This window comes from Acinetobacter sp. CY73, assembly GCF_059515865.1.
On record NZ_JCAKMZ010000023.1, the window covers coordinates 12,009 to 33,518 of the forward strand.

Below are 21,510 nucleotides of genomic sequence, written 5' to 3' on the forward strand. Positions count from 1 at the left end.
AGAATTTGAATAGCAAAATCAATGAATTATTGGTCATAAAAAATAGGGAGCTTAACTCCCTATTGTTAAATCATTCAGTTAGATGAGTGATTAGCCCGTGTTACGTAGCCCTGCGGCAATCCCTGCGATACTTACCATCAAGGCATGATCAACAGGTGTATGTTCCGTGTCTTGTGCCGCCAAATAACCACGGCGGCGTTTCATCAGTTCCGCCTGTAACAGATGTAATGGCAACAAATACGGTTTACGGACTTTCATGGATTGATCAAGGACATCATTAGAACTTAAAAGTTTAGATTCACCTTTCATCGCCAATAAAGTCTGAACGGCATCATGCAATCGTTGACGAAGTTCAGCACCTAGAACTTTTAGATTTTCATCTTCAGTCAAATGTGCTTCGTAATACAGTGCAATATTTGCATCTGCTTTAGACAACACCATCTCCAACATATCAATCAAGGTTTGGAAATAAGGCCACTGTTGTAGCATTTCATCCAGTTGATGCTTTTGACCCTGTTGAATCACTTGATTAATCGCAGCACCTGTTCCGAGCCAAGCAGGAAGCATTAAACGAATCTGTGTCCATGCAAATACCCAAGGGATGGCACGTAGAGACTCAATCCCACCACTGACTTTACGTTTTGCAGGGCGTGAACCCAGGGGGAGCATTTGTAATTCAAGCTCAGGTGTGACCGTTCTGAGATATTGTACAAAATGCGGATTTTCACGAACCGTCTGGCGATAGACCTTGACTGAAAGTTCCGTCATTTCATGCATCAATTGACGCCATTCTGCTTTTGGTTCTGGAGGCGGAAGTAAGGTGGCTTCCAGTGTGGCCGCAGTGTAAATTTCTAAATTCTGAAGTGCAATTTCCTCTAATCCAAATTTAAATCGGATCATTTCACCTTGTTCAGTGACACGGATGGCACCAGAAATCGACCCTGGCGGTTGAGAGAACAAAGCTTGTTGAGTGGGCGCACCGCCACGGCTAATTGAACCACCACGCCCATGAAATAACGTCAGTTGCACCCCATGATTTTTTGAAACTGCTGTGAGTTCTTCTTGGGCACGATATTGCACCCAATTGGCAGACATGAAACCTGCGTCTTTAGCGGAGTCAGAATAACCAATCATCACTTCATGCTTAGACTGGATATGTTGTTTATACCAATGCATGTTAAATAGCGTATTCATGGTCTCCGCAGCGCCGTCCAAATCTTTCAAGGTTTCAAAGAGTGGAACGATTCGAAGCGGATATTCAATGCCTGCTTCTTTTTGGAGGAGTAAAACCGCTAAAACATCACTCGGATATTCAGCCATCGAAATGATGTATGCGCCTAAGCTTTCCGTCGGCTGTTCTGCCAAAGTACGCATGGTGGCAAAAACTTCTTGGACATCCGGATGCTCAATCAAACTTTGTGCAGGGACATTGAGATGCTTAGGCAGTAGCGGACGCTTGCTTTGTAATTCTTGTAATAAGAAATTTTGGCGCGCTTGTTCAGTCCATGTTTCAAAATTACCTAAACCTAAATATTCAGTAATGGCAGAGATGGCTTGACGATGACGACCTGACTCTTGACGAATATCCAGTTTGAGTAATTCGATGCCGAAGCAGTTCACACGGTGAATAAAATCGAGCAATTTCCCTTGTGCAATCTCAGGTAAATTACAGTCAATCAACGAGCGATAACAGAGGAGTAGTGGTTGTAATAACTCATCTTTATGGCGGATGATTTGACTGCGATCTACATCAGAGTGTTGCCCTGTGAGCTTCGCTGCCAGCCATTCACGCGTGATGCGTAAACGTTCTCGTGTATTACGTAAATATTCACGATAAGGTTCAGGGTGTGCTACACCTAAGGCTTGTTTTAATTCATCATTGGCATGTTGGATCGACAGTTCCCAACGTAGATTTTCAATATCTCTTAAATATAAATCCGCTGCTTTCCAACGAGATAGCCAAAGCACTTCTTGAGTGACGGTGTGTGTAACATTCGGGTTGCCATCACGGTCACCCCCCATCCAAGAGGCAAAACGTACAGGCGCGATATTCAGTGGAAGTTCTTTGTCGCAGTGCGTTTGTACTAAATCATTTAAGCCACGCACGAATTTTGGAATCGCATCCCAAAGTGTTTGTTCAATAGTGGTAAAGCCCCATTTGGCTTCATCCACAGGGGTTGGACGATGCTGACGAATTTCATCCGTTTGCCAAGCCGAGCAGACCAATTGCTTTAGATGAGCAAGGACTTGTTCACGCTGTTTCGGGGTCAGTTTCTGCTGATCGAAAGTCGAGAGACACTCATTAATACCATCATATTTTTGAATCAGTGTACGACGACTGACTTCAGTCGGATGTGCTGTAAGAACCAGTTCAATACTGAGCTGGCAAATTTGTTGGTACAGCTCGTCCGCTGAAATATTTTGATTTTTAAACTTTTCAAATAAATGATCGAGCACATTGGGAGAAGGTGCTTGTTCATCAAATTCGCTTTGACGACGGTTACGTACCACATTGTACTGTTCTGCGATATTGGCAAAATTCAGAAAGTGAGAAAAGGCACGGGTCAATGGAAGAATTTCACTATCTTCTAAACTTAAAAAAAGCTGTTCGAGTTGTTTTTCTGCTTCAACGTTTCCATCACGAGCCCCTTTGGAGAGCGCACGAATTTGTTCAATTTGATTAAACAAATCTTGTCCGGCTTGTTCTTTCAGGGTTTCGCCTAAGAGGTTGCCGAGTAGTCGTACGTCTTCACGTAGGGGAGCATCAATTTGTTGAATCATTATTTTCTCCTTTTTTCTTGTTGAAACTATACCTCGATTAGATGGCAAACCAAGAAAATTCAAACAAAAAAATCAGAGAAAATAGTCTAATGTTCAAGTGATCAAATCAGCGAAGCTCATCCTTAAAAGCGAGGGGATCTATAAAATAAGCATTATGCAGATTTTTGGTATTTCATCAGAAATAATTCAATCGCATCAGCAATAATGTGCTTCGATTCTTCTGCTGTCGGTAGATCACGCACACCCAATAAAATCTCGTGATGGCGATGTCCCAGTAACAACGAAAGTAACAAATGGACTTGCTTTTCCACATCCGTATTTTCAACGAAACCTAAGCTTATGGCTTGTTTAAAAAAATCCGCCCAAACCATATAGAGGCGTTTATGCGAAGCATTGTAAAAAGGTTCTGCTAAAGGGTTTTGTTCAGCAGCCAATTCCAATAATAAATGCTCCAGCTTTAAGGCTTCAGGCAAATAAATAATATTTAAAGCCAAATGACAAATTTGAGAGAGCACTTCTTTGAAATTTGAATCATATTGTAAATGGATTGGACGGGTACGAATCGATTCTTCACAGGTTTGCTCAATGGCACAGGTAAACAAATTGGCTTTGTCCTGAAAATGGTTATACACCGTGAGCTTGGTGACACCCGCTTCTTGTGCAATTTGATTCATGGTAGATCCATGAAAACCTTGTTTTAAAAACAGTGTTTTAGCTGCATCTAGGATCATTTGACGTTTGGCGAGGTCTTTCGGGCGTCCAACTTGCATTTGCAAAATCTTTCCAAAATAAAATAAATCAAGTCATATACTTGATGATTGTTTTTTAATTAGTGTACCTTACGGTATATTAATTAAAAAATAAACAAATTAATATATACAAAACTAAATCTGAAATGACGCCCAAAAATTACATAAGAGCGATCCCCATGAGCGATATGAAATTCTCCTTAATCAGTTTGATGATTGCATGTGCAGTGGTGTTAACAGGCTGTGGTAAAAAAGAGCCAGCTGTAGAACAAGTACCTTTTGTGATGGTGACTCAGCCCCTAACTACCCATGACGAACTTAAAAGTTATGCAGGGGATGTGCAAGCACGTCAACAAACTGCATTGGCATTTCGGGTTGGGGGACAAATCACTGAGCGTCTGGTGGATGTTGGGGATCGCGTAAAAGTGGGGCAGGTTCTAGCAAAACTGGATGTTAAAGATGCGCAATTAGAATTGAATTCTGCACAGGCTCAACTCGAAAGTGCACAATCCGCTGCCAAGATCGCTGAAGAAGAATTTAAACGCTTTCAACAACTGCTACCGATCAATGCAGTCAGTCGCTCGCAATATGATGCCGTTGAAAATCAATATAACTCGGCAATGTCTGCTTTAAAGCAAGCACAGGCTAACCTGTCAGTGAGTCGTAACCAAACGGGCTATAACCAGTTAGTGGCAAATCGTAATGGCGTGATTACAGAGCGAAATATTGAAGTCGGGCAAGTGATTGCCGCAGGGCAAGCTGCGTACCAAGTCGCGATTGATGGGGATCGTGAAGTGGTGATTGGTGTGCCAGAACAAGCCATTTCAGACATCAAAGTCGGTCAAAATGCAGTGATTACCCTGTGGTCTAAACCGGAAGATCGTTTTGCTGCCTATGTCCGTGAAATTTCACCTGCTGCGGATCAATCACGAACCTTCAGTGTCAAAGTCGCGCTAAAAGAAGGACAGTCAGCGATTCAACTGGGACAAAGTGCACGCGTCTTCTTTGCGAACAATGTTGAAAATGTGATCAGTGTGCCGTTATCCAGTATCTCAGCTCATGAAAATCAGGCCTATGCTTGGGTGGTCAACGCAGATCATTCGATTCGTAAAGTGCCAGTCACCATTGGTGCTTATGGGCGCGATAGTGTACCCGTGCTGACCGGTTTAAAAGCAACGGATTGGATTGTGGTTGGTGGAGTACACTTGCTTCGTGAAAAACAAAAAATTCATCCGATTGATCGTGAAAATCGAGCAGTGAAAATTCAATCAGGAGCAAAATAATGAGTTCCAAAATGAATTTTAACTTGTCCGAGTGGGCACTTAATAATAAAGGTTTGATCCTTTATTTTATGATTTTGATGGGCATCGTCGGAATTTATTCGTATTCAAAACTCTCTCAAAGTGAAGATCCACCCTTTAGTTTTAAAGTGATGGTGGTACAAACCTATTGGCCGGGTGCGACCGCTGAAGAGGTGTCACTCCAAGTCACCGATCGTATTGAAAAAGAGTTGATGAGTACTGGGCTTTACGAGCGTGTTACAGCCTATTCTCGTCCAGGTGAGTCCATGGTGACCTTCATTGCCAAAGATTCTTTAAGATCAGCGGATTTACCTAATGTTTGGTATCAAGTTCGTAAGAAAGTGGGCGATATCAAACATCAGTTGCCAAGTGGTGTACAAGGTCCATTTTTCAATGATGAATTTGGCGATACCTTTGGAAATATTTATGTTCTGACAGCTAAAGATTTCGATTATGCCGTTTTAAAAGAGTATGCGGATCGTTTGCAACTCCAACTTCAGCGGGTAAAAGACGTCGGTAAAGTGGACTTAATTGGATTACAAGATCAAAAAATTTGGATTGAAATATCGAATACCAAATCAGCGCAAATGGGTATTCCGGTTACTGCCATTCAAGAAGCCTTACAAAAGCAAAACAGTATCGCGAGTGCGGGATTCTTTGAAACCAATTCAGACCGAATTCAAGTCAGAGTCAGCGGTCAACTTCAAGATATTGATCAGCTTAAAACGATGCCGTTATTGGTGGGTGATAAGACCATTCAATTGGGTGATGTCGCTGAGGTCTATCGTGGTTTCAGTGAGCCTGCGCAACCCCGTATGCGATTTATGGGGGAAAATGGGATTGGGATCGCGGTGTCTATGCGCAAGGGTGGTGACATTATTGCCTTAGGTAAAAGTTTAGAGGGCAGCTTTACAGAATTGCAGAAATCGTTGCCTCTCGGGATGACTTTAGAAAAAGTCTCTGATCAACCTGTGGCGGTAGAGCGCAGTATTCATGAGTTTATTAAGGTCTTGGCTGAAGCGGTGATTATCGTTCTATTGGTCAGCTTTTTCTCTTTAGGCTTCCGTACCGGGCTGGTTGTGGCATTTTCGATTCCATTGGTTCTTGCCATGACCTTTGCAGGGATGAATCTCTTTGATGTCGGACTACACAAGATTTCATTGGGTGCTTTGATTTTAGCACTGGGGCTGTTGGTGGATGATGCCATTATCGCCGTCGAAATGATGGCGATTAAAATGGAGCAAGGTTATAGCCGTTTACAAGCCGCAGGATTTGCATGGACATCGACTGCATTTCCCATGCTCACAGGAACACTCATTACTGCAGCAGGGTTTTTGCCGATTGCTACCGCAGCGTCAAGCACAGGTGAATATACCCGTTCAATATTCCAAGTCGTGACCATTGCATTAGTGGTGTCATGGTTTGCAGCAGTGCTTTTTGTGCCCTATTTAGGTGATAAGTTACTGCCTGATTTTAACAGTCAAAGCTTACATAAAGCGCCTTGGTATATGCGTCTGTGGGCTCGTTTACGTAAACAGCCTGAACCTGATCCAGTCATTCATCAACACGGCGATCAGCATGATCCCTATCAAACCAAGGCGTATCAAAAATTTCGTTCGTGGGTCAATATCTGTCTTACTTATCGTAAGACCGTGATTGCAGCCACAGTCGGCATATTTGTGCTGTCGCTCTTGATGTTTAAATTGGTTCCGCAGCAGTTCTTTCCACCTTCGAATCGAGCAGAGATTTTAGTTGATCTCAAACTAGAAGAAGGCGCTTCACTCATTGCAACTGAAAATGCAGTGAAAAAAGTTGAAAAGTTCCTGTCTACTCAAAAAGGCATTGATAATTATGTGGCTTATGTCGGCACAGGATCGCCACGTTTCTACTTGCCACTCGATCAGCAACTTCCTCAAGCCAGTTTTGCGCAATTTGTGGTTCTCGCATCATCACTCGATGATCGTGATGAAATTCGAAAAACCTTGAGTCAGGAAATCAGTAAACTTTTACCTGAAGTGAGAACACGTGTATCACTCTTGGAAAATGGTCCTCCCGTAGGTTATCCAATTCAATTCCGTGTGTCAGGCGAAGATTTAAATACGGTGCGTCAACGTGCGCAATTGGTATCAAAAGCTGTCAGTGAAAACTCCAATACCAGTAATGTCCATCTGGATTGGGGTGAGCCGAGTAAGATTATTTCATTGGAAATTGATCAGGATCGTGCACGTCAACTGGGTGTATCGAGTTTGGATTTGGCAAACTTTTTAAATAGCTCAATTACAGGCGCTGTGATTAACCAGTACCGTGAAAAACGTGAATTGATTGATATTCGTTTAAGAGGCGACAAGGCTGAGCGTGTTGATGTCGGTTCTTTATCCAGTTTGGCTGTACCGACTTCAAAAGGGGGCACAGTACCATTGGCTCAGATCGCCAATATTCAATACAAATTTGAAGATGGACTAATTTGGCATCGTAATCGTTTACCGACCATTACGGTACGTGCTGATATTCGAACCGACTTACAACCTGCAACGGTCGTCGGGGAGTTAAAAGATAAGATTCAAAAAATTCGTGATGATTTGCCAAGCGGTTATTTGGTTGAAGTCGGAGGCACAGTAGAAGAGTCTGCTCGTGGACAAAGCTCCGTTAATGCAGGTATGCCATTATTCTTGGTCGTGGTATTTACCTTGCTTATGATTCAGCTCAAAAGTATTTCACGTTCTTTTATCGTGTTCTTGACTGCACCATTAGGGCTTATCGGCGTGGTGCTGTTCTTGTTGCTATTTAATAAGCCTTTTGGATTTGTCGCGATGCTCGGTACGATTGCACTATCGGGTATGATTATGCGGAATTCTTTGATTTTGATTGATCAGATTGAACAAGATATTCGAGCAGGACATCAACCTTGGGATGCCATTTTAGACGCGACGGTTCGCCGTTCACGCCCCATTATTTTGACAGCACTCGCTGCGGTATTGGCGATGATTCCATTGTCACGCAGTATTTTCTTTGGTCCAATGGCTGTTGCGATTATGGGTGGCTTAATCATCGCGACATTACTTACGCTGTTTTTCCTGCCAGCATTATATGCCGCTTGGTTTAAAGTCAAAAAAGATACAAAAAATGCATATAAATGATGAATTCTAGGTGCGTTGTTTAGAAAAATTTAATATAGTAGCGGATGGATTTTACATAAAATAACATACGGTATCGATTGCATAAATAACGACTGAATTTGCAATCGGTTGAGGTCAAAAGTATCCATGGGGCAAGACTTTTTAGACAGACATCGTCGTTATATGACTTTGTCTTATGTATTCATGTTTCTTGCACTCTTTACCGTAGTGACAGCTACGATCGCTTATTGCTTAGCGCGTAAAGTTGCTAATACGGATGCTACGGAAGTGTGGTTACATGCTCAGGCACTTTGGGTGATGCGCAGTGTCGTTTTATTTATGCTATTGGCTGTGTTCGCGGCACTTTGGTTTATTCCCGCTTGTTTCATTTATTGGGACAGTGTCCTTTGGGTGAAAGCCTGTACTGTGATTGGTGTGATTTTTAGTACCATTGCTTGGCTTTATCTGCTGAATACATGGCTAAAAGGCTTTGTAAAATATACCCAAAAAAAAGCAGCTTTCTAAAAAATATTTCAATATCGACTTGTAATTTCGGCGTATGAACCCAACATATTTCGCAGTGAAGTAATCTCAAATTTTTGTGGAGCATCGCCAGACATGGCTAAACGTGATTATTATGAGGTTTTAGGGGTATCTAAAACCGCTAGTGATGATGAAATTAAAAAAGCCTACCGTAAGTTGGCGATGAAATATCATCCAGATCGTAACCCTGACAACGCCGAAGCTGAAGAAAAATTTAAAGAAGCTGCTGAAGCTTATGAAATTCTTTCTGACGGCGAAAAACGCAGTATGTATGACCGTATGGGACATAACGCCTTTGAAGGCGGTATGGGCGGTAGTGGTGGCTTCGGCGGTGGATTTAGCGCGGAAGACATTTTCAGTCAGTTTGGTGATATTTTTGGTGGTGCTTTTGGTGGTGGAGGCCGTGGCGGTCAACAACGTCAAAAACGCGGCTCAGACTTACGCTATGTAATGGAACTTACCCTTGAAGAAGCGGTAAAAGGCATCAAAAAAACCATTACTTTCACAGCGCCAGCGCCTTGTGAAACCTGTGATGGTAAAGGCTCTAAAAATCCAAACGATGTTGAAACGTGTAAAACCTGTCATGGTGCAGGTCAAGTGCGTATGCAACAAGGTTTCTTCTCTGTTCAGCAAACCTGTAGCACTTGTCGTGGACAAGGTAAAATCATTAAGAACCCATGTGGCACATGCCATGGTTCTGGTGTAAAAGACCGTCAGCAAACGCTCGAAGTTACGATTCCAGCGGGGGTGGACAATGGTGATCGCGTACGTTTAACCGGCAAAGGTGAAGCGATTCGTGATGGTCAATCAGGTGACCTATACGTTGAAGTGACTGTTCGTGAACATGAAATTTTCCAACGTGACGGTGCTGATTTGTATATGGATGTGCCGATTAGCATTGCAGATGCAGCTTTGGGTAAAGAAATTGAGATCCCGACACTGGATGGCCGTGTGAACTTGAAAGTGCCTGAAGGAACTCAAACGGGCAAGATGTTCCGTTTACGTGGTAAAGGTGTAAAACCTGTACGTACCAGTATGGTGGGTGATTTGCTTTGTCGCGTTGTGGTTGAAACACCAGTGAACTTGACATCACGTCAACGTGAGCTGTTAAAAGAACTTCAAGAGTCGATGGATGGTGAAGACAGTAAATCGTCTCCAAAGAAAAAATCTTTCTTTGATCGTCTTTTCGACTAATTAAAGATGTCAAAAAACCCGACCAAGCGTCGGGTTTTTTATTGTCGAGATTTAATCATTGTCGCTGTAAGAAATGAATTCTATGCTGTGAATCATTTCATTGATGCTAAGGCGTAGGAAGATTGAGCCCAAATCGTTTCAAGTTAGCGTATTCGTACGGTGCATCTTCAGCAGGATAACGTAAATTTGGAATGCCATATATTTTTGCAATATTCCATACAATACTTTCACCCGCAGGGAGTAATTTTGGTTCAATGTTATAGATTGGATCCTGATAGGCTGTATCACTATCGATCAATGTCCAGCCCTGATGATGAAATGCATCAATGATGTCTTGTAACCAAGCAGCATTGATTGCGCGAACATGCAGTAATAAGACATGCTTGGGTGAACGACCTAGTGTTTGTTGGGCTAAATCATCGTAATATTTTGCTCGCTCCAATAAATGGAAAATATACGCTTGTTTGAGTTTAGTGAGGCTCTGTAGGTCATGCTCTTGCTGATATTTGACAAAGAGTTGATTGTAAAACCAGTCACTGGCATCGATGCTTACAGCACCTGATTGGTAGTGATGATCTTCAATCCATTGTCTAACGCCATCTCTTTTTTCTAATGTGTTACCTTCTTTTAGAAATGGAAAGCGATAACGTGGCACAAAGCCTTGTAGTGTGGAAAATGTTTGATGACCTTGTTGCATATCTGCTAGATAAGCAGACAGGATGACTTCATCTTTATTTAAATTAAGATGTAAATTGCCATGATTACCAATGCGATGACCTTGTTCTCCCCATTGTTTGATCATACCTAATCCATCATTAGCTCCAATTTTACTCAGGCTTGGATAGATGATGGCATGCACTTTATTCTGTTTTAGGGTATTGAGAATTGCATCATTAATATTCTGAGCTTGTGGATGAGTACTGTGATCTAAACCATCATCGAAACTAAGTGCTAAACTTTTCGCAAATGTAAAATTGGAAACCAATATAAGACAACTCAGCATGATTTTTTTAAACATTGGATGTCTCTATGCTCTTTAAAAGTCAGGGTTTTAATTTGATGATTTAGAATTTTTTGGTTTACAGAAAATGATCATCATCTAGCCTAAAAATGTTCATGCTCATTTTCTAATATTGAATATCAATCAGATCTGTGAATATAAAAAAGGATCGCGGAGATCCTTTTTATATTAGGCAATTTTTACAACGTCATATTAAGCTTGCGCATCAATACTTTGACCATTCAGCCCAATACTGTCTTCACCCATCAAATATAGGTAAGCAGGCATAATTTGCTCAGGCGTTGGCAAAGTTTTTGGGTCTTCATCAGGATAAGCTTTAGCGCGCATTGCCGTGCGTGTTGCACCTGGATTGATACAGTTAAAGCGAACATTTGGGTACGTATGTTCTTTGGCGAAAATTTGGCTCACTGCTTCAATGGCAATTTTTGAAACAGAATAAGCTCCCCAAGTGGCACGAGCTTCGCGTCCTACACCTGAACTGGCAAATACCACAGAAGCATTATCTGATTTTTCTAAAAGAGGGAGCAGTTCTTGAGTGAGCACAAATGGCGCACGTAGATTTACTGCCATCACATCATCCCAATCTTCAGCAGGGTAGTTCGCAAGTTCTGTACGCTCACCTAAAATGCCTGCATTGTGTAAAATGCCATCTAACCGACCAAATTGCTGAGCAAGTGTGTCGTACAACAACTCATAATCATGTGAGGTCGCTGTTGAAAGTTGTAAAGGTAAAATCGCAGGCTGTGGTGCACCTAGACTTTCAATCTCATCATAGATCACTTCTAGCTTATTAATAGTGCGCCCATGCAGTACCACCGTTGCGCCGTGCAGGGCATAACTCAAAGCAGCTGCGCGACCAATACCATCGCCAGCACCTGTAATCAGGATAATTTTGTCTTTTAACAAATCTGGACGAGGTTGATATTCTGAATAATTCATGGGCGACCTCCTATATTTTTATATTATTAAGTAAGTTGTTTCAGCAGTATTGATTTCAACCATGCGATTTAAAAAAGTCAGCACGTATAGATTATGCTGACTTTTCTTGAGCATTCAGCAGTTTTAGAACGACCTGATGTAACTCAGCAACGTCTTTTACTATACAGTCTGCTTGCCATGCTGTTAAGTCATCTTTGTGCGCTAAAGGTAAATATCCATAGGCTGCCAAAATGGTATACATCCCGGCATGACGACCCGCATCAATATCACGTGGATGATCACCCACATAGATGCAATCTTTAGCATCGATATTGATTTGAGAGGCTGCCAAAAACATGGGTTCTGGATCGGGTTTGGTCTGTTTTACATCTTCAGGGCAGACTAACACAGCACAACGCTCAGTAAGATCTAAAGCTTTGAGTAAAGCTTCACTGAGCCAGCGCGGTTTATTGGTCACAATACCCCAAGGAATGTGTTTCGCCTCTAAAGCTTCAAGTAAAGCATACATACCGTCAAAGAGGTCAGTATCCACAGCAATATCTGCACCATAAATATCGAGAAAACGCTGGCGATGTGCAAGGAAAATCGGGTCTTCCACATCTAGGTGGGGATAGACCAATTTAACCATTGCTCGCGCGCCTTCAGACACTTGAGTGCGGATCAATGCTGCATCAACAATGTTACAATTTTCTTCACGACACATGTTTTGAATGATACGAATAAAATCTGCTGCCGTATCAATCAAAGTTCCGTCTAAGTCAAAGAGTACCGCTTTCATTCAGCTTGCTCATTTTTGATTTCATTCTGGGTATACACCATGTAGTTCACATCAACATTTGGTGCTAACCAATAATTTTTCGTCAGCGGGTTGTAGTGCAAGCCCGTCATGTCTTTCAGTTTTAAATTCGCACTACGAATATCATGTGCCAACTCTGAAGGCTTAATGAATTTATGATAATCATGCGTGCCTTTTTTCAACATGCGCAATACATATTCAGCCCCGATAATCGCGAATAAATAAGATTTTGGATTACGATTAATGGTGGAGAAAAAAACGTGACCATTTGGCTTTACTAACTTTTGACAGGCTTGAATAATCGAAGCTGGATCTGGAACGTGTTCTAACATTTCCATACAGGTCACAACGTCATATTGTCCCGCTTGTTCTTCGGCCAGTTGTTCAACAGGAATTTGACGGTACTCAATATTGCTCACATTTTCTTGTTCTGCATGTAGGCGAGCGACATTTAAAGGGGCTGCACCCATATCAATTCCGAGTACATCTGCACCACGGCGCGCCATGCTTTCAGCCAAAATACCGCCACCACAGCCGACATCAAGCACTTTTTTGCCTGATAAACCACCTGCATGTTCATCAATCCAATTTAAACGTAAAGGATTGATTTGATGGAGTGGACGGAACTCAGAGTGCTGATCCCACCATATTGCAGCCAGTGCTTCAAATTTAGCAATTTCTTGTGGATCGACATTGAGTTGCGTCATTGGGTACGTCCTCAGTAAATTATTGGAATAAATAAAAGATTAAGTATAGCGAGCTTAGTGTAGCGCTTGTTCGAAAAAAAGCGATAAATCGTCAAAAAAACTTCACAGAAGGAAAACGAAATTCTCATAATTGATTTATAGTGGATGTATAAGCTAACCATAATGATTTTTAGGACGATAATCCGAATGAATAAATTCCTTTTAAGTGCTGTTGCTGCATCTGTTATGGCTTTTTCAGGTTCTGCAATGGCGAACTTTGTGGCGGGTAAAGATTACCAAGTCGTAACCAATCCAATTAAAGTTGAAAAACCGGGGAAAATTGAAGTACGTGAATTCTTTTGGTATGGCTGTGGTCACTGCTTCACATTAGAACCCCACATGCAATCTTGGTTGAAAAAATTACCTAAAGATATTCGTTTTGTACGTACTCCAGCGGCGATGAATCCAGTGTGGGAGCAAGGTGCACGTGCCTACTATGTGTCTGAAGCATTAGGTGTACGTCAAAAAGCACATTTACAGTTATTCCATGACATTCATGTGAAGCAAAAACCGATTTTAGATCAAGCCTCTTTAGCGAAGTTTTATACGCGCTATGGTATTCCAGAAGCAAAATTTAACAGTACTTATAAATCATTCCCGATTACCTCTAAAATTGCGCAAGCCAAAAGCTTAGCGGCACAATACCAGTTATCAGGTGTGCCTGCAGTGACGGTGAATGGTAAATACATCGTGCAAGGTGATAATGGTCGCGTGATTGAAGTCGTGAACTACTTGGTAGAAAAAGAGCGTAAAGCTGCAAAATAATTTAAATAGATTCGATTAAAAAAACCCGCTGATGAGCGGGTTTTTTATTCAATTGCACATTAGGTCGTCTTTATGATGTGGTGATTTTTGTAGATGATTATTGGATGAGATTTAGCGATTCATTTCACTGTTTGACCAGTTAGAAATCCCTTTAAAGATGAGTTTGATTTGGGTAATAGACTGTTTCTTGAGTACTAATTTTTGTAATTCGAGTTCCATACCTGAATATTGACGACCCAAGCTAATCCATGACATCGCCCAAGTAAAACAGAGGTTAATCAAAATGTTGGCTAAAACTTTTAAATCATCACCATGATCAAAATTTTGCACAATTTCAAATTTTCGTAGATCTTCAGCCAAATCAATATTTAAAAAATCAATTTCACGTGCAATGGCACGACGAACCATTTCTGAGCCACCCCAACGCTCTGCGATCATAAAAATCCATGGGGTCGGGTTTTGATCAACCGCATTAAAGAAAAGTTCAATACTCATTTCAGGATTCGCTTCTGCTTGAGCAAGACCTTGTCCAAGTTGATGCATGACATTTTTTAAATACAGAGCGACTTGATCGACCAGTTCTTGACCCAATTCGTCCATATCTTGGAAATGGCGGTAAAAAGCTGTTGGGACGAGCCCCACTTCACGTGCAACTTCTCGCAAGCTAATACTGCTAAATGAACGACCAGACGTGCTTAAGCTTAAAGCAGCATCTAGTAAAGCCTGTCGGCTTTGTTGTTTGCGTTCATCGCGTATGGACATTGTTGAACCTAGTGATTTGAATGGTGATGAGTCTACCAAAAAAATTACAAAATTAAATGATGAATGTCAGTGAACAGGTGTTGACTGATTTTTAAAATAAACTATAGTGTACAAGTGTTCACTATGAAAACACATGTTCACTCAATTAAATTGAAATACAAAGAGGAACGGAATGAGCAGCCAAATGCAGTATCAACCTGAATGGGTTCGTGAAGATTTTGTTGATTTTGTGGTCGAGAAAATAAACCCAGTCTGGGCATGGAAACGTGTCAAAGCGACTATTGTTGCGAAACAATGGTTAAACAAAGATTTCGTGCAGCTTACGCTCAGACCGAACCGAAATTTTAAACATCGAAGCTTTAAAGCAGGTCAAAGCGTGTTGTGTACGCTTGTGATTGAAGGCGTACGCCAACAACGGAGTTATTCAATCGTTGATATGTTGCCAAATGGTGATGTGGTTTTGGCGATACGTGTGCAAGGTTTGGTTTCAAAAAGAATCGCGCAAAGTGCTCATGGTGCGGTGATTGAAATATCTCAGCCGCAAGGTGCTTTTGTATTAGATACGCATTCTAAATCTGTTGTATTGATTGCCTCAGGCAGTGGAATCACCGCCATTTATGCGTTGCTTAAACATGCTTTAGGCTCACAGATTGAGTCGGTTACTTTGTTGTACTTCACTCGAGACGATGCGTTTCACGTGGAACTAGAGGCGTTAAATCAACAGCACGCCCATTTTAATTATCACCACATCAACACCATTCAAACACAGCAACATTTACATCAAGATTCACTCGATCAACGTGTTCCGCAGCTGAGTCAGAGTATGACCTATGCATGTGGAGCGACGACGATGATGCAAAGTATTAATCGAATTTTTGCTGAACGTGGTTTGACGGCTCAACTGAAACAGGAGTTTTTCCAGCTTCCTGTAGATGAGCATCAAGCCAGTCAGCCGATTGTATTTGCACGTGCACAACAACAGTTTGAGTCGAAAACCAATCTACTGGACGACGCTGAACAAGCAGGCTTAAGACCTGCACATGGTTGTCGAATGGGGATTTGTAATACCTGTACGTGTACTAAAGTGAGTGGTTCAACCAAAAATATTCTAACGGGCGAGATTGATCATCAATCGAATACACAAATCAAACTATGTATTAGCCAAGCGGTTAGTCCAGTCGTTATCAACTTATAAGCATTGCCAAAACCAATGTGAAAGTGAAGTGAGTACAACCATGAATATGTCAGTCACATTTCCTAAAAATAGTAAAACAAAGCATTTAAGTGCTGAACAGATCGAAGCATTTGGGCGTAGAGTTGAAGAAATCCGTCAGAACATTATGTCGGATTTAGGTGAAAGAGATGCCAAATATATTTATAAAATCCGTGATTTTGTTCGTTATAGCGAAATCGGCTCACGTGCGCTACTGATGTTCGGCGGTTGGTTGCCACCTGTTTGGTTAGTCGGTACAGGACTACTCGGCATTTCCAAGATTGTGGAAAACATGGAGCTTGGTCATAACGTCATGCATGGTCAGTTTGATTGGCTCAATGATCCAAGTTTAAATGGTGCAAACTATGACTGGGACACCATGGCAACGGGGGATGACTGGAAATATACTCATAACTATGTACATCACACCTATACCAATATCGTCGGTAAAGACCATGATGTGGGCTATGGCTTATTACGCGTCAGTGAGTCGCAAAAGTGGGAACCCCGCTTTTTATTGAATATTCCTTTAGCGATTCAACTGATGGTATTTTTTGAATGGTATGTTGGGGTACAAAATCTGCATTTAGAAGATGCACTGATTTATAAAACCAAAACGTGGAAACAGGTTTGGGCGGATGCAACGAAGTTCCGTAAAAAAGCACGCCGTCAAATTTTAAAAGATTATGTATTTTTCCCTGTGATTTCAGGACCGAATGCTTTGCCAGTTCTAGCAGGCAATACTGTGGCAAATATCATTCGTAGTTTATGGTCATCTGCGGTCATTTTTAATGGTCACTTTACTGAGGATGCTGAAACTTTTGAGGCAGACAATACGATAAATGAAACACGTGCCGAATGGTATTTAAGACAAATTCGTGGTTCGAGTAATTTTACAGGGACAGATTGGTTGCATATTTTAAGTGGTAATTTGAGTCATCAAATTGAACATCATTTATTCCCAGATATGCCAGCAAACCGTTATGCAGAAGCTGCACCAAAAATTCGAGAACTCTGTGCAGAATACGGTGTGAACTATAATGAAGCCAATTTTATGCAACAGTTTGGCAGTGTATGGGTACGTTTAGCGAAGTGTTCATTACCGAATGAGATGACAACTAAAATGATGAAATCTTGGATAAAGGTAAAAGGCATTTTGGGCTAAATATTTAGTTTTATTTGATGGAAAATGTTAAGTGATTTTTTAAAACACAGGTTTGAAAGCTTGTGTTTTTTCGCTTAAAAGATTGGAGACTAATCTTTAAATGTTTATTATTCTGATATAAACCAATGATCAATTAGCTCAATAAATAAAATGATACATGAAGATTTAAAACAATATCCTAAAGCCATCTATATTCATCTTTATAAAGATCATATGAGCCTTATAGCAAAAGATGGTTCGATTGAAGTCACAGAAGTTCCTCAAGTACCTTATCACAATCCTAGAATGATCATCGGTGATTTTGAAAGTGCTGATTTGACGCTTAAAGCATTGCTAAAACATCACTCCAATCCACTTAGTTTCTTAAAATTACGCAGAAGCATTGCCATTGTTCAAATTATGGAGCCAATAGAGGGTAATTTAGCGAAGATTGAAAAAAGAGTTCTTCATGAATTATTTGTTAATCATGGCTTTGAACAATTAATACTTTACGATTTTGCTGGTAATTTGATTTCTAATGAGCAATGAAACGTATAGTTAATCTGTATTTTTAAATAAAACATTGATCCTACACTTAAAAAATTTTATTTAAGAAAGTTATATATCCTTAATTTTTATTGATAATAGTCATTCAAATGAAAGGGGATTCACCAGTCCGAAACACTGACTAGTAACAAAACCATTGCTCTTGTATCTGCTATAATCTGCGCAATTAATTTTTTAGTCAGTTTAGGATACATCATGCGTATTGACCAACGAGCATTAGACCAACTTCGTGAAGTGAAAATTACCCGTAACTACACACGTTATGCAGAAGGTTCTGTATTGGTTGAATTCGGTCATACCAAAGTGCTGTGTACTGCAAGTATCGACAACTCAGTGCCACGTTTCCTTAAGGGTAAAGGACAAGGTTGGGTAACAGCAGAATACGGTATGTTGCCACGTTCAACGCATACGCGTAGTGATCGTGAAGCAGCACGTGGTAAACAAAGTGGCCGTACTCAAGAAATTCAACGTTTAATTGGTCGTAGCCTACGTGCGATGGTGGACCTTAAAAAATTAGGTGAAAATACAATCACCATTGACTGTGATGTGATTCAAGCCGATGGTGGTACACGTACAGCAGCAATCACAGGTGCAGCAGTGGCATTGATCGATGCCATGAATGTTTTGCTTGAGAAAAAGAAAATCAAACAAGACCCATTAAAAGGTTTAGTCGCTGCGATCTCAGTGGGTATTTACCAAGATGAAGTGCTTTTAGATCTTTGCTATGAAGAAGATTCAAGTTGCCAAACTGACTTGAACGTTGTGATGACACAAGCTGGTGAGTTCATCGAGATTCAAGGCACTGCTGAAGAAAAACCATTTACACGTGAGCAGTCAAATGCAATGTTGGAAATGGCTGAAAAAGGGATTGCAGAATTGGTGAAGAAACAACAAGAAGCCTTAGGTTGGTAAGTTGCTCTTCGACACAATGACGATACAATAAAAAAATGATTAAAAATACGCACTTAAGAGTGCGTTTTTTTTGTGTCATCAGTTTGCAATTTTAGCATCACTAGATTGTCATGAAGGATGAGTATTTCTGTTATTTCATAAAAACAGAGACGTTCTTCATGACAAGAATTTTAGGGATCTTAATACTGAGTTTGAGCGTAATTTTAAGCGCATGTAATGACGATGATGCGAACAAGGAAGTCACATCACAACCAAATCCTGAACCGAATTGCAAGATGCACTGTGCACCATAAACATAATAAGGAAAATAACAATGAACCGTCGTGATTTTATTTTAAATTCAGGAAAAACATTATTTGGTGCGACTGCACTTGCAGCTTTTCCATTGAGTATCCAGAAAGCTTTGGCGATTGATGCAAAAGTTGAAACTGGCACAATTAAAGACGTTAAACATATCGTGATTTTGACTCAAGAGAATCGTTCATTTGATAATTACTTTGGAACATTCAAAGGTGTACGTGGTTTTGGTGATCGTTTTACGATTCCACTAACCGAGGGTCGAAAAGTATGGGAACAATATGATCAATCAAAAAATAAAATTCTTCCTTATCATTTAGATAGTCGCATTGGAAATGCTCAACGTGTTTCTGGGACACCACACTCATGGAAAGATGGTCAAGCGGCGTGGGATGGTGGTCGCATGGGCCATTGGGTTGAACATAAACAACCACAATCGATGGGATATTATAAAAAGGTCGAGCTCGATTTTCAGTTTGCCTTAGCAGATGCCTTTACGCTGTGTGATGCCTATCATTGTGCCATGCATGCAGGGACCAACCCGAACCGAAAATTCATATGGACCGGAACCAATGGTCCGACAGGGGCGGGTGTGGCAAGCGTAGTCAATGAGTTTGATGGGATCGGACCTTCTACAGTAGGCTATGACTGGACCACTTACCCTGAACGCTTACAAGAGGCAGGTGTGACTTGGAAAGTTTATCAAAATATGCCAGATAATTTCACTGACAATCCATTAGCAGGCTTTAAACAATATCGCCGTGCCAATGAACAATCAGGACAGCCCGTTAGTCATTCGAATCCTAGCTGTCCTGCATACGATGAAAAAATTGATGTCACGCAGCCATTGTATAAAGGCATCGCCAATACGATGCCGAATGATGGTGGATTATTGGGACAGTTTAAACTGGATATGGAGCAAGGCAAATTACCTGAAGTGAGTTGGATTGTTGCACCAGCTGCATATAGTGAACATCCTGGACCCTCGAGTCCGGTACAAGGTGCTTGGTATATTCAAGAGCTACTCAATACCCTAACTGCTGATCCTGAGCTATGGAGTAAAACCGTTTTATTGGTAAATTTTGATGAAAATGACGGATTTTTTGACCATATTCCATCGCCATCTGCACCTTCAAGAGAAATTAATGAGCGCGGTGAAATCCTGAAAGTGCATGGCAAGACCACACTTTCGGATGAGCAAGTTTCTTATGAATATTTTAATCATCCGCGGATTGCAGAATCCACTTCACAGCCTTTGCTTCAGTATGTAAATGGAAAAAATGAAAATTTTTGGCATGGGGTGTATGGACCAGGGGTTCGTGTGCCGATGTACGTCATTTCACCATGGAGTCGTGGAGGTTGGGTCAACTCTCAGGTTTTCGATCATACGTCCATTATTCAATTTTTAGAGCAACGTTTTGGGGTGATGGAACCCAATATTAGTCCTTATCGCCGTGCGGTTTGTGGGGATCTAAGTTCAGCATTTAATTTCAAAACACCGAATATAGATGTCTTGCCAGTTTTGGATGGGCAAAGAACGAAACAGCAGGCAGATTCGATTCGTCTAAGTCAGCAGGGGCTCGCTCAAGTCAAAGTACCAATTTCTCAAAATCTACCGATTCAAGAAACTGGTATACGTTATTCGCGTGCCTTGCCCTATATATTGCATAGCAGTGCCAAAGTGTTGGTCGAACAAAATAAAATCCAATTGTTATTTTCCAATACTGGGAAGCAGGGTGCGGTATTCCATGTGTATAACAAGATGGATTTAACTGCTCTTCCTAAACGTTATATGGTTGAAGCGGGTAAACAGCTTGAGGATGTTTGGACATTAATGCATGGTCAATATGATTTATGGGTATTGGGTCCCAACGGATTCCATCGTGGATTTAAAGGTGATCTAAATGATCCTATTCAGCTTGAGAGTCTGGCTGAAATTCGGGTATGTGTAGAAGAATGTCAACCCAAAATATATCTAAAATTACGTCATGATGGAATTAAAGCATCCAATCTAGAGATTAAAGCAAATGCTTACTTGAATAATAGAACATGGCAGGTTTCCACTCAGGAGAGTGAGCAAGATCTGGTATTAGATATGAGTGATGTCTATGGTTGGTATGATTTTACAGTCAGAATGCAAGGTCAAAGTTCTTTCGAACGCCGTTTTGCAGGACGTATAGAAACAGGCGAAGACTCTTATTCCGATCCATTTATGGGGAGTATAGGTGAATAAGAGTTGATCTATAAAAGCGTACATTTAGGTACGCTTTTTTAAGGAAAATTACAGTAGAAACAGCGTAATCTGGGTAAGATAAAGTTCAAATATAGATATAGGAAATATGGTAAATGAAGCTACTCGCTATTGTTCTGACGGTATGTACTTTTCTATTGGTTGCGTGCGATTCACGTTCTGACCATGAAAATAAGGACAATGATTCAGTTTTAAAGCAAAATTCTGACAACGACAACGACAACGACAACGACAACGACAACGACAACGACAACGACAACGACAACGACAACGACAACGACAACGACAACGACAACGACAACGACAACGACAACGACAACGACAACGACAACGACAAGAAAGGAAAAAGTCGTTCAGATAAAGACGATGATTAAAATATCAAATAAACAAGGAGGCGATTGCCTCCTTTTTAT

18 protein-coding genes are annotated in these 21,510 nt (G+C 41.0%); 11 read left to right on the forward strand and 7 right to left on the reverse strand.

Features of this window, described 5'->3' with window-relative positions; translation table 11 throughout:
• Nucleotides 1–90: 90 nt before the first annotated feature.
• Entirely contained in the window at nucleotides 91–2,781 is a 2,691-nt protein-coding gene (ppc, locus tag AC5YD2_RS11375) for a phosphoenolpyruvate carboxylase (RefSeq protein WP_496126442.1), read from the reverse strand.
• A 152-nt stretch (nucleotides 2,782–2,933) separates the two neighbouring features.
• On the reverse strand, nucleotides 2,934–3,557 hold the full coding sequence (locus AC5YD2_RS11380; RefSeq protein ID WP_496126443.1) for a TetR/AcrR family transcriptional regulator: 624 nt from the start codon (nucleotides 3,555–3,557) through the stop codon (nucleotides 2,934–2,936).
• 152 nt (nucleotides 3,558–3,709) lie between these two features.
• Here AC5YD2_RS11380 and AC5YD2_RS11385 point away from each other — a divergent pair, with 152 nt between their 5' ends.
• The 4 genes from AC5YD2_RS11385 (at nucleotide 3,710) to dnaJ (ending at nucleotide 9,684) form a co-directional block, all read left to right on the forward strand.
• Nucleotides 3,710–4,813: an efflux RND transporter periplasmic adaptor subunit gene (locus tag AC5YD2_RS11385; RefSeq protein ID WP_496126444.1), complete on the forward strand. Its 1,104-nt coding sequence runs from the start codon at nucleotides 3,710–3,712 to the stop codon at nucleotides 4,811–4,813.
• Nucleotides 4,814–4,824: 11 nt separating this feature from the next.
• The gene (locus tag AC5YD2_RS11390; RefSeq protein ID WP_496126481.1) at nucleotides 4,825–7,968 is read left to right on the forward strand and encodes an efflux RND transporter permease subunit; all 3,144 of its coding nucleotides are present in this window, start codon (nucleotides 4,825–4,827) and stop codon (nucleotides 7,966–7,968) included.
• 126 nt (nucleotides 7,969–8,094) lie between these two features.
• On the forward strand, nucleotides 8,095–8,472 hold the full coding sequence (locus AC5YD2_RS11395) for a hypothetical protein (RefSeq protein ID WP_496126445.1): 378 nt from the start codon (nucleotides 8,095–8,097) through the stop codon (nucleotides 8,470–8,472).
• 93 nt (nucleotides 8,473–8,565) lie between these two features.
• The gene (gene dnaJ, locus AC5YD2_RS11400) at nucleotides 8,566–9,684 is read left to right on the forward strand and encodes a molecular chaperone DnaJ (protein ID WP_496126446.1); all 1,119 of its coding nucleotides are present in this window, start codon (nucleotides 8,566–8,568) and stop codon (nucleotides 9,682–9,684) included.
• A 106-nt stretch (nucleotides 9,685–9,790) separates the two neighbouring features.
• Here dnaJ and AC5YD2_RS11405 read toward each other — a convergent pair whose 3' ends face one another.
• From AC5YD2_RS11405 to ubiG, 4 genes are all read right to left on the reverse strand, one after another.
• The gene (locus tag AC5YD2_RS11405; RefSeq protein WP_496126447.1) at nucleotides 9,791–10,702 is read right to left on the reverse strand and encodes a polysaccharide deacetylase family protein; all 912 of its coding nucleotides are present in this window, start codon (nucleotides 10,700–10,702) and stop codon (nucleotides 9,791–9,793) included.
• 195 nt (nucleotides 10,703–10,897) lie between these two features.
• The gene (locus AC5YD2_RS11410) at nucleotides 10,898–11,644 is read right to left on the reverse strand and encodes a YciK family oxidoreductase (protein ID WP_496126448.1); all 747 of its coding nucleotides are present in this window, start codon (nucleotides 11,642–11,644) and stop codon (nucleotides 10,898–10,900) included.
• A 91-nt stretch (nucleotides 11,645–11,735) separates the two neighbouring features.
• Nucleotides 11,736–12,422, reverse strand: a complete 687-nt coding sequence (locus AC5YD2_RS11415; protein ID WP_496126449.1) for an HAD family hydrolase — start codon at nucleotides 12,420–12,422, stop codon at nucleotides 11,736–11,738.
• Nucleotides 12,419–13,147 carry a bifunctional 2-polyprenyl-6-hydroxyphenol methylase/3-demethylubiquinol 3-O-methyltransferase UbiG gene (ubiG, locus tag AC5YD2_RS11420; protein WP_496126450.1) on the reverse strand — a complete coding sequence of 243 codons (729 nt, stop codon included), beginning with the start codon at nucleotides 13,145–13,147 and terminating at the stop codon, nucleotides 12,419–12,421. Before ubiG ends, AC5YD2_RS11415 begins: the two co-directional genes overlap by 4 nt.
• A 186-nt stretch (nucleotides 13,148–13,333) precedes the next feature.
• On the opposite strand from ubiG, the gene AC5YD2_RS11425 reads away from it, so the two are divergent.
• Nucleotides 13,334–13,951: a thiol:disulfide interchange protein DsbA/DsbL gene (locus AC5YD2_RS11425; protein ID WP_496126451.1), complete on the forward strand. Its 618-nt coding sequence runs from the start codon at nucleotides 13,334–13,336 to the stop codon at nucleotides 13,949–13,951.
• 111 nt (nucleotides 13,952–14,062) lie between these two features.
• Here the strand turns inward: AC5YD2_RS11425 and AC5YD2_RS11430 are convergent, their stop codons facing one another.
• Nucleotides 14,063–14,713, reverse strand: coding sequence for a TetR family transcriptional regulator (locus AC5YD2_RS11430; RefSeq protein ID WP_496126452.1), 651 nt, complete (start codon nucleotides 14,711–14,713; stop codon nucleotides 14,063–14,065).
• Between the two features lie 172 nt (nucleotides 14,714–14,885).
• On the opposite strand from AC5YD2_RS11430, the gene AC5YD2_RS11435 reads away from it, so the two are divergent.
• The 6 genes from AC5YD2_RS11435 (at nucleotide 14,886) to AC5YD2_RS11460 (ending at nucleotide 21,471) form a co-directional block, all read left to right on the forward strand.
• Nucleotides 14,886–15,908, forward strand: coding sequence for a flavin reductase family protein (locus AC5YD2_RS11435; RefSeq protein WP_496126453.1), 1,023 nt, complete (start codon nucleotides 14,886–14,888; stop codon nucleotides 15,906–15,908).
• A 40-nt stretch (nucleotides 15,909–15,948) separates the two neighbouring features.
• Entirely contained in the window at nucleotides 15,949–17,091 is a 1,143-nt protein-coding gene (locus tag AC5YD2_RS11440) for a fatty acid desaturase family protein (RefSeq protein ID WP_496126454.1), read from the forward strand.
• Between the two features lie 150 nt (nucleotides 17,092–17,241).
• On the forward strand, nucleotides 17,242–17,619 hold the full coding sequence (locus AC5YD2_RS11445; protein WP_496126455.1) for a rod shape-determining protein: 378 nt from the start codon (nucleotides 17,242–17,244) through the stop codon (nucleotides 17,617–17,619).
• 213 nt (nucleotides 17,620–17,832) lie between these two features.
• Nucleotides 17,833–18,549, forward strand: coding sequence for a ribonuclease PH (gene rph, locus AC5YD2_RS11450; RefSeq protein WP_496126456.1), 717 nt, complete (start codon nucleotides 17,833–17,835; stop codon nucleotides 18,547–18,549).
• Between the two features lie 313 nt (nucleotides 18,550–18,862).
• Entirely contained in the window at nucleotides 18,863–21,079 is a 2,217-nt protein-coding gene (locus AC5YD2_RS11455) for a phosphocholine-specific phospholipase C (protein ID WP_496126457.1), read from the forward strand.
• A gap of 113 nt (nucleotides 21,080–21,192) precedes the next feature.
• A complete protein-coding gene (locus tag AC5YD2_RS11460) occupies nucleotides 21,193–21,471 on the forward strand; it encodes a hypothetical protein (protein ID WP_496126458.1) in 279 nt (92 codons plus the stop codon).
• Nucleotides 21,472–21,510 lie beyond the last annotated feature (39 nt).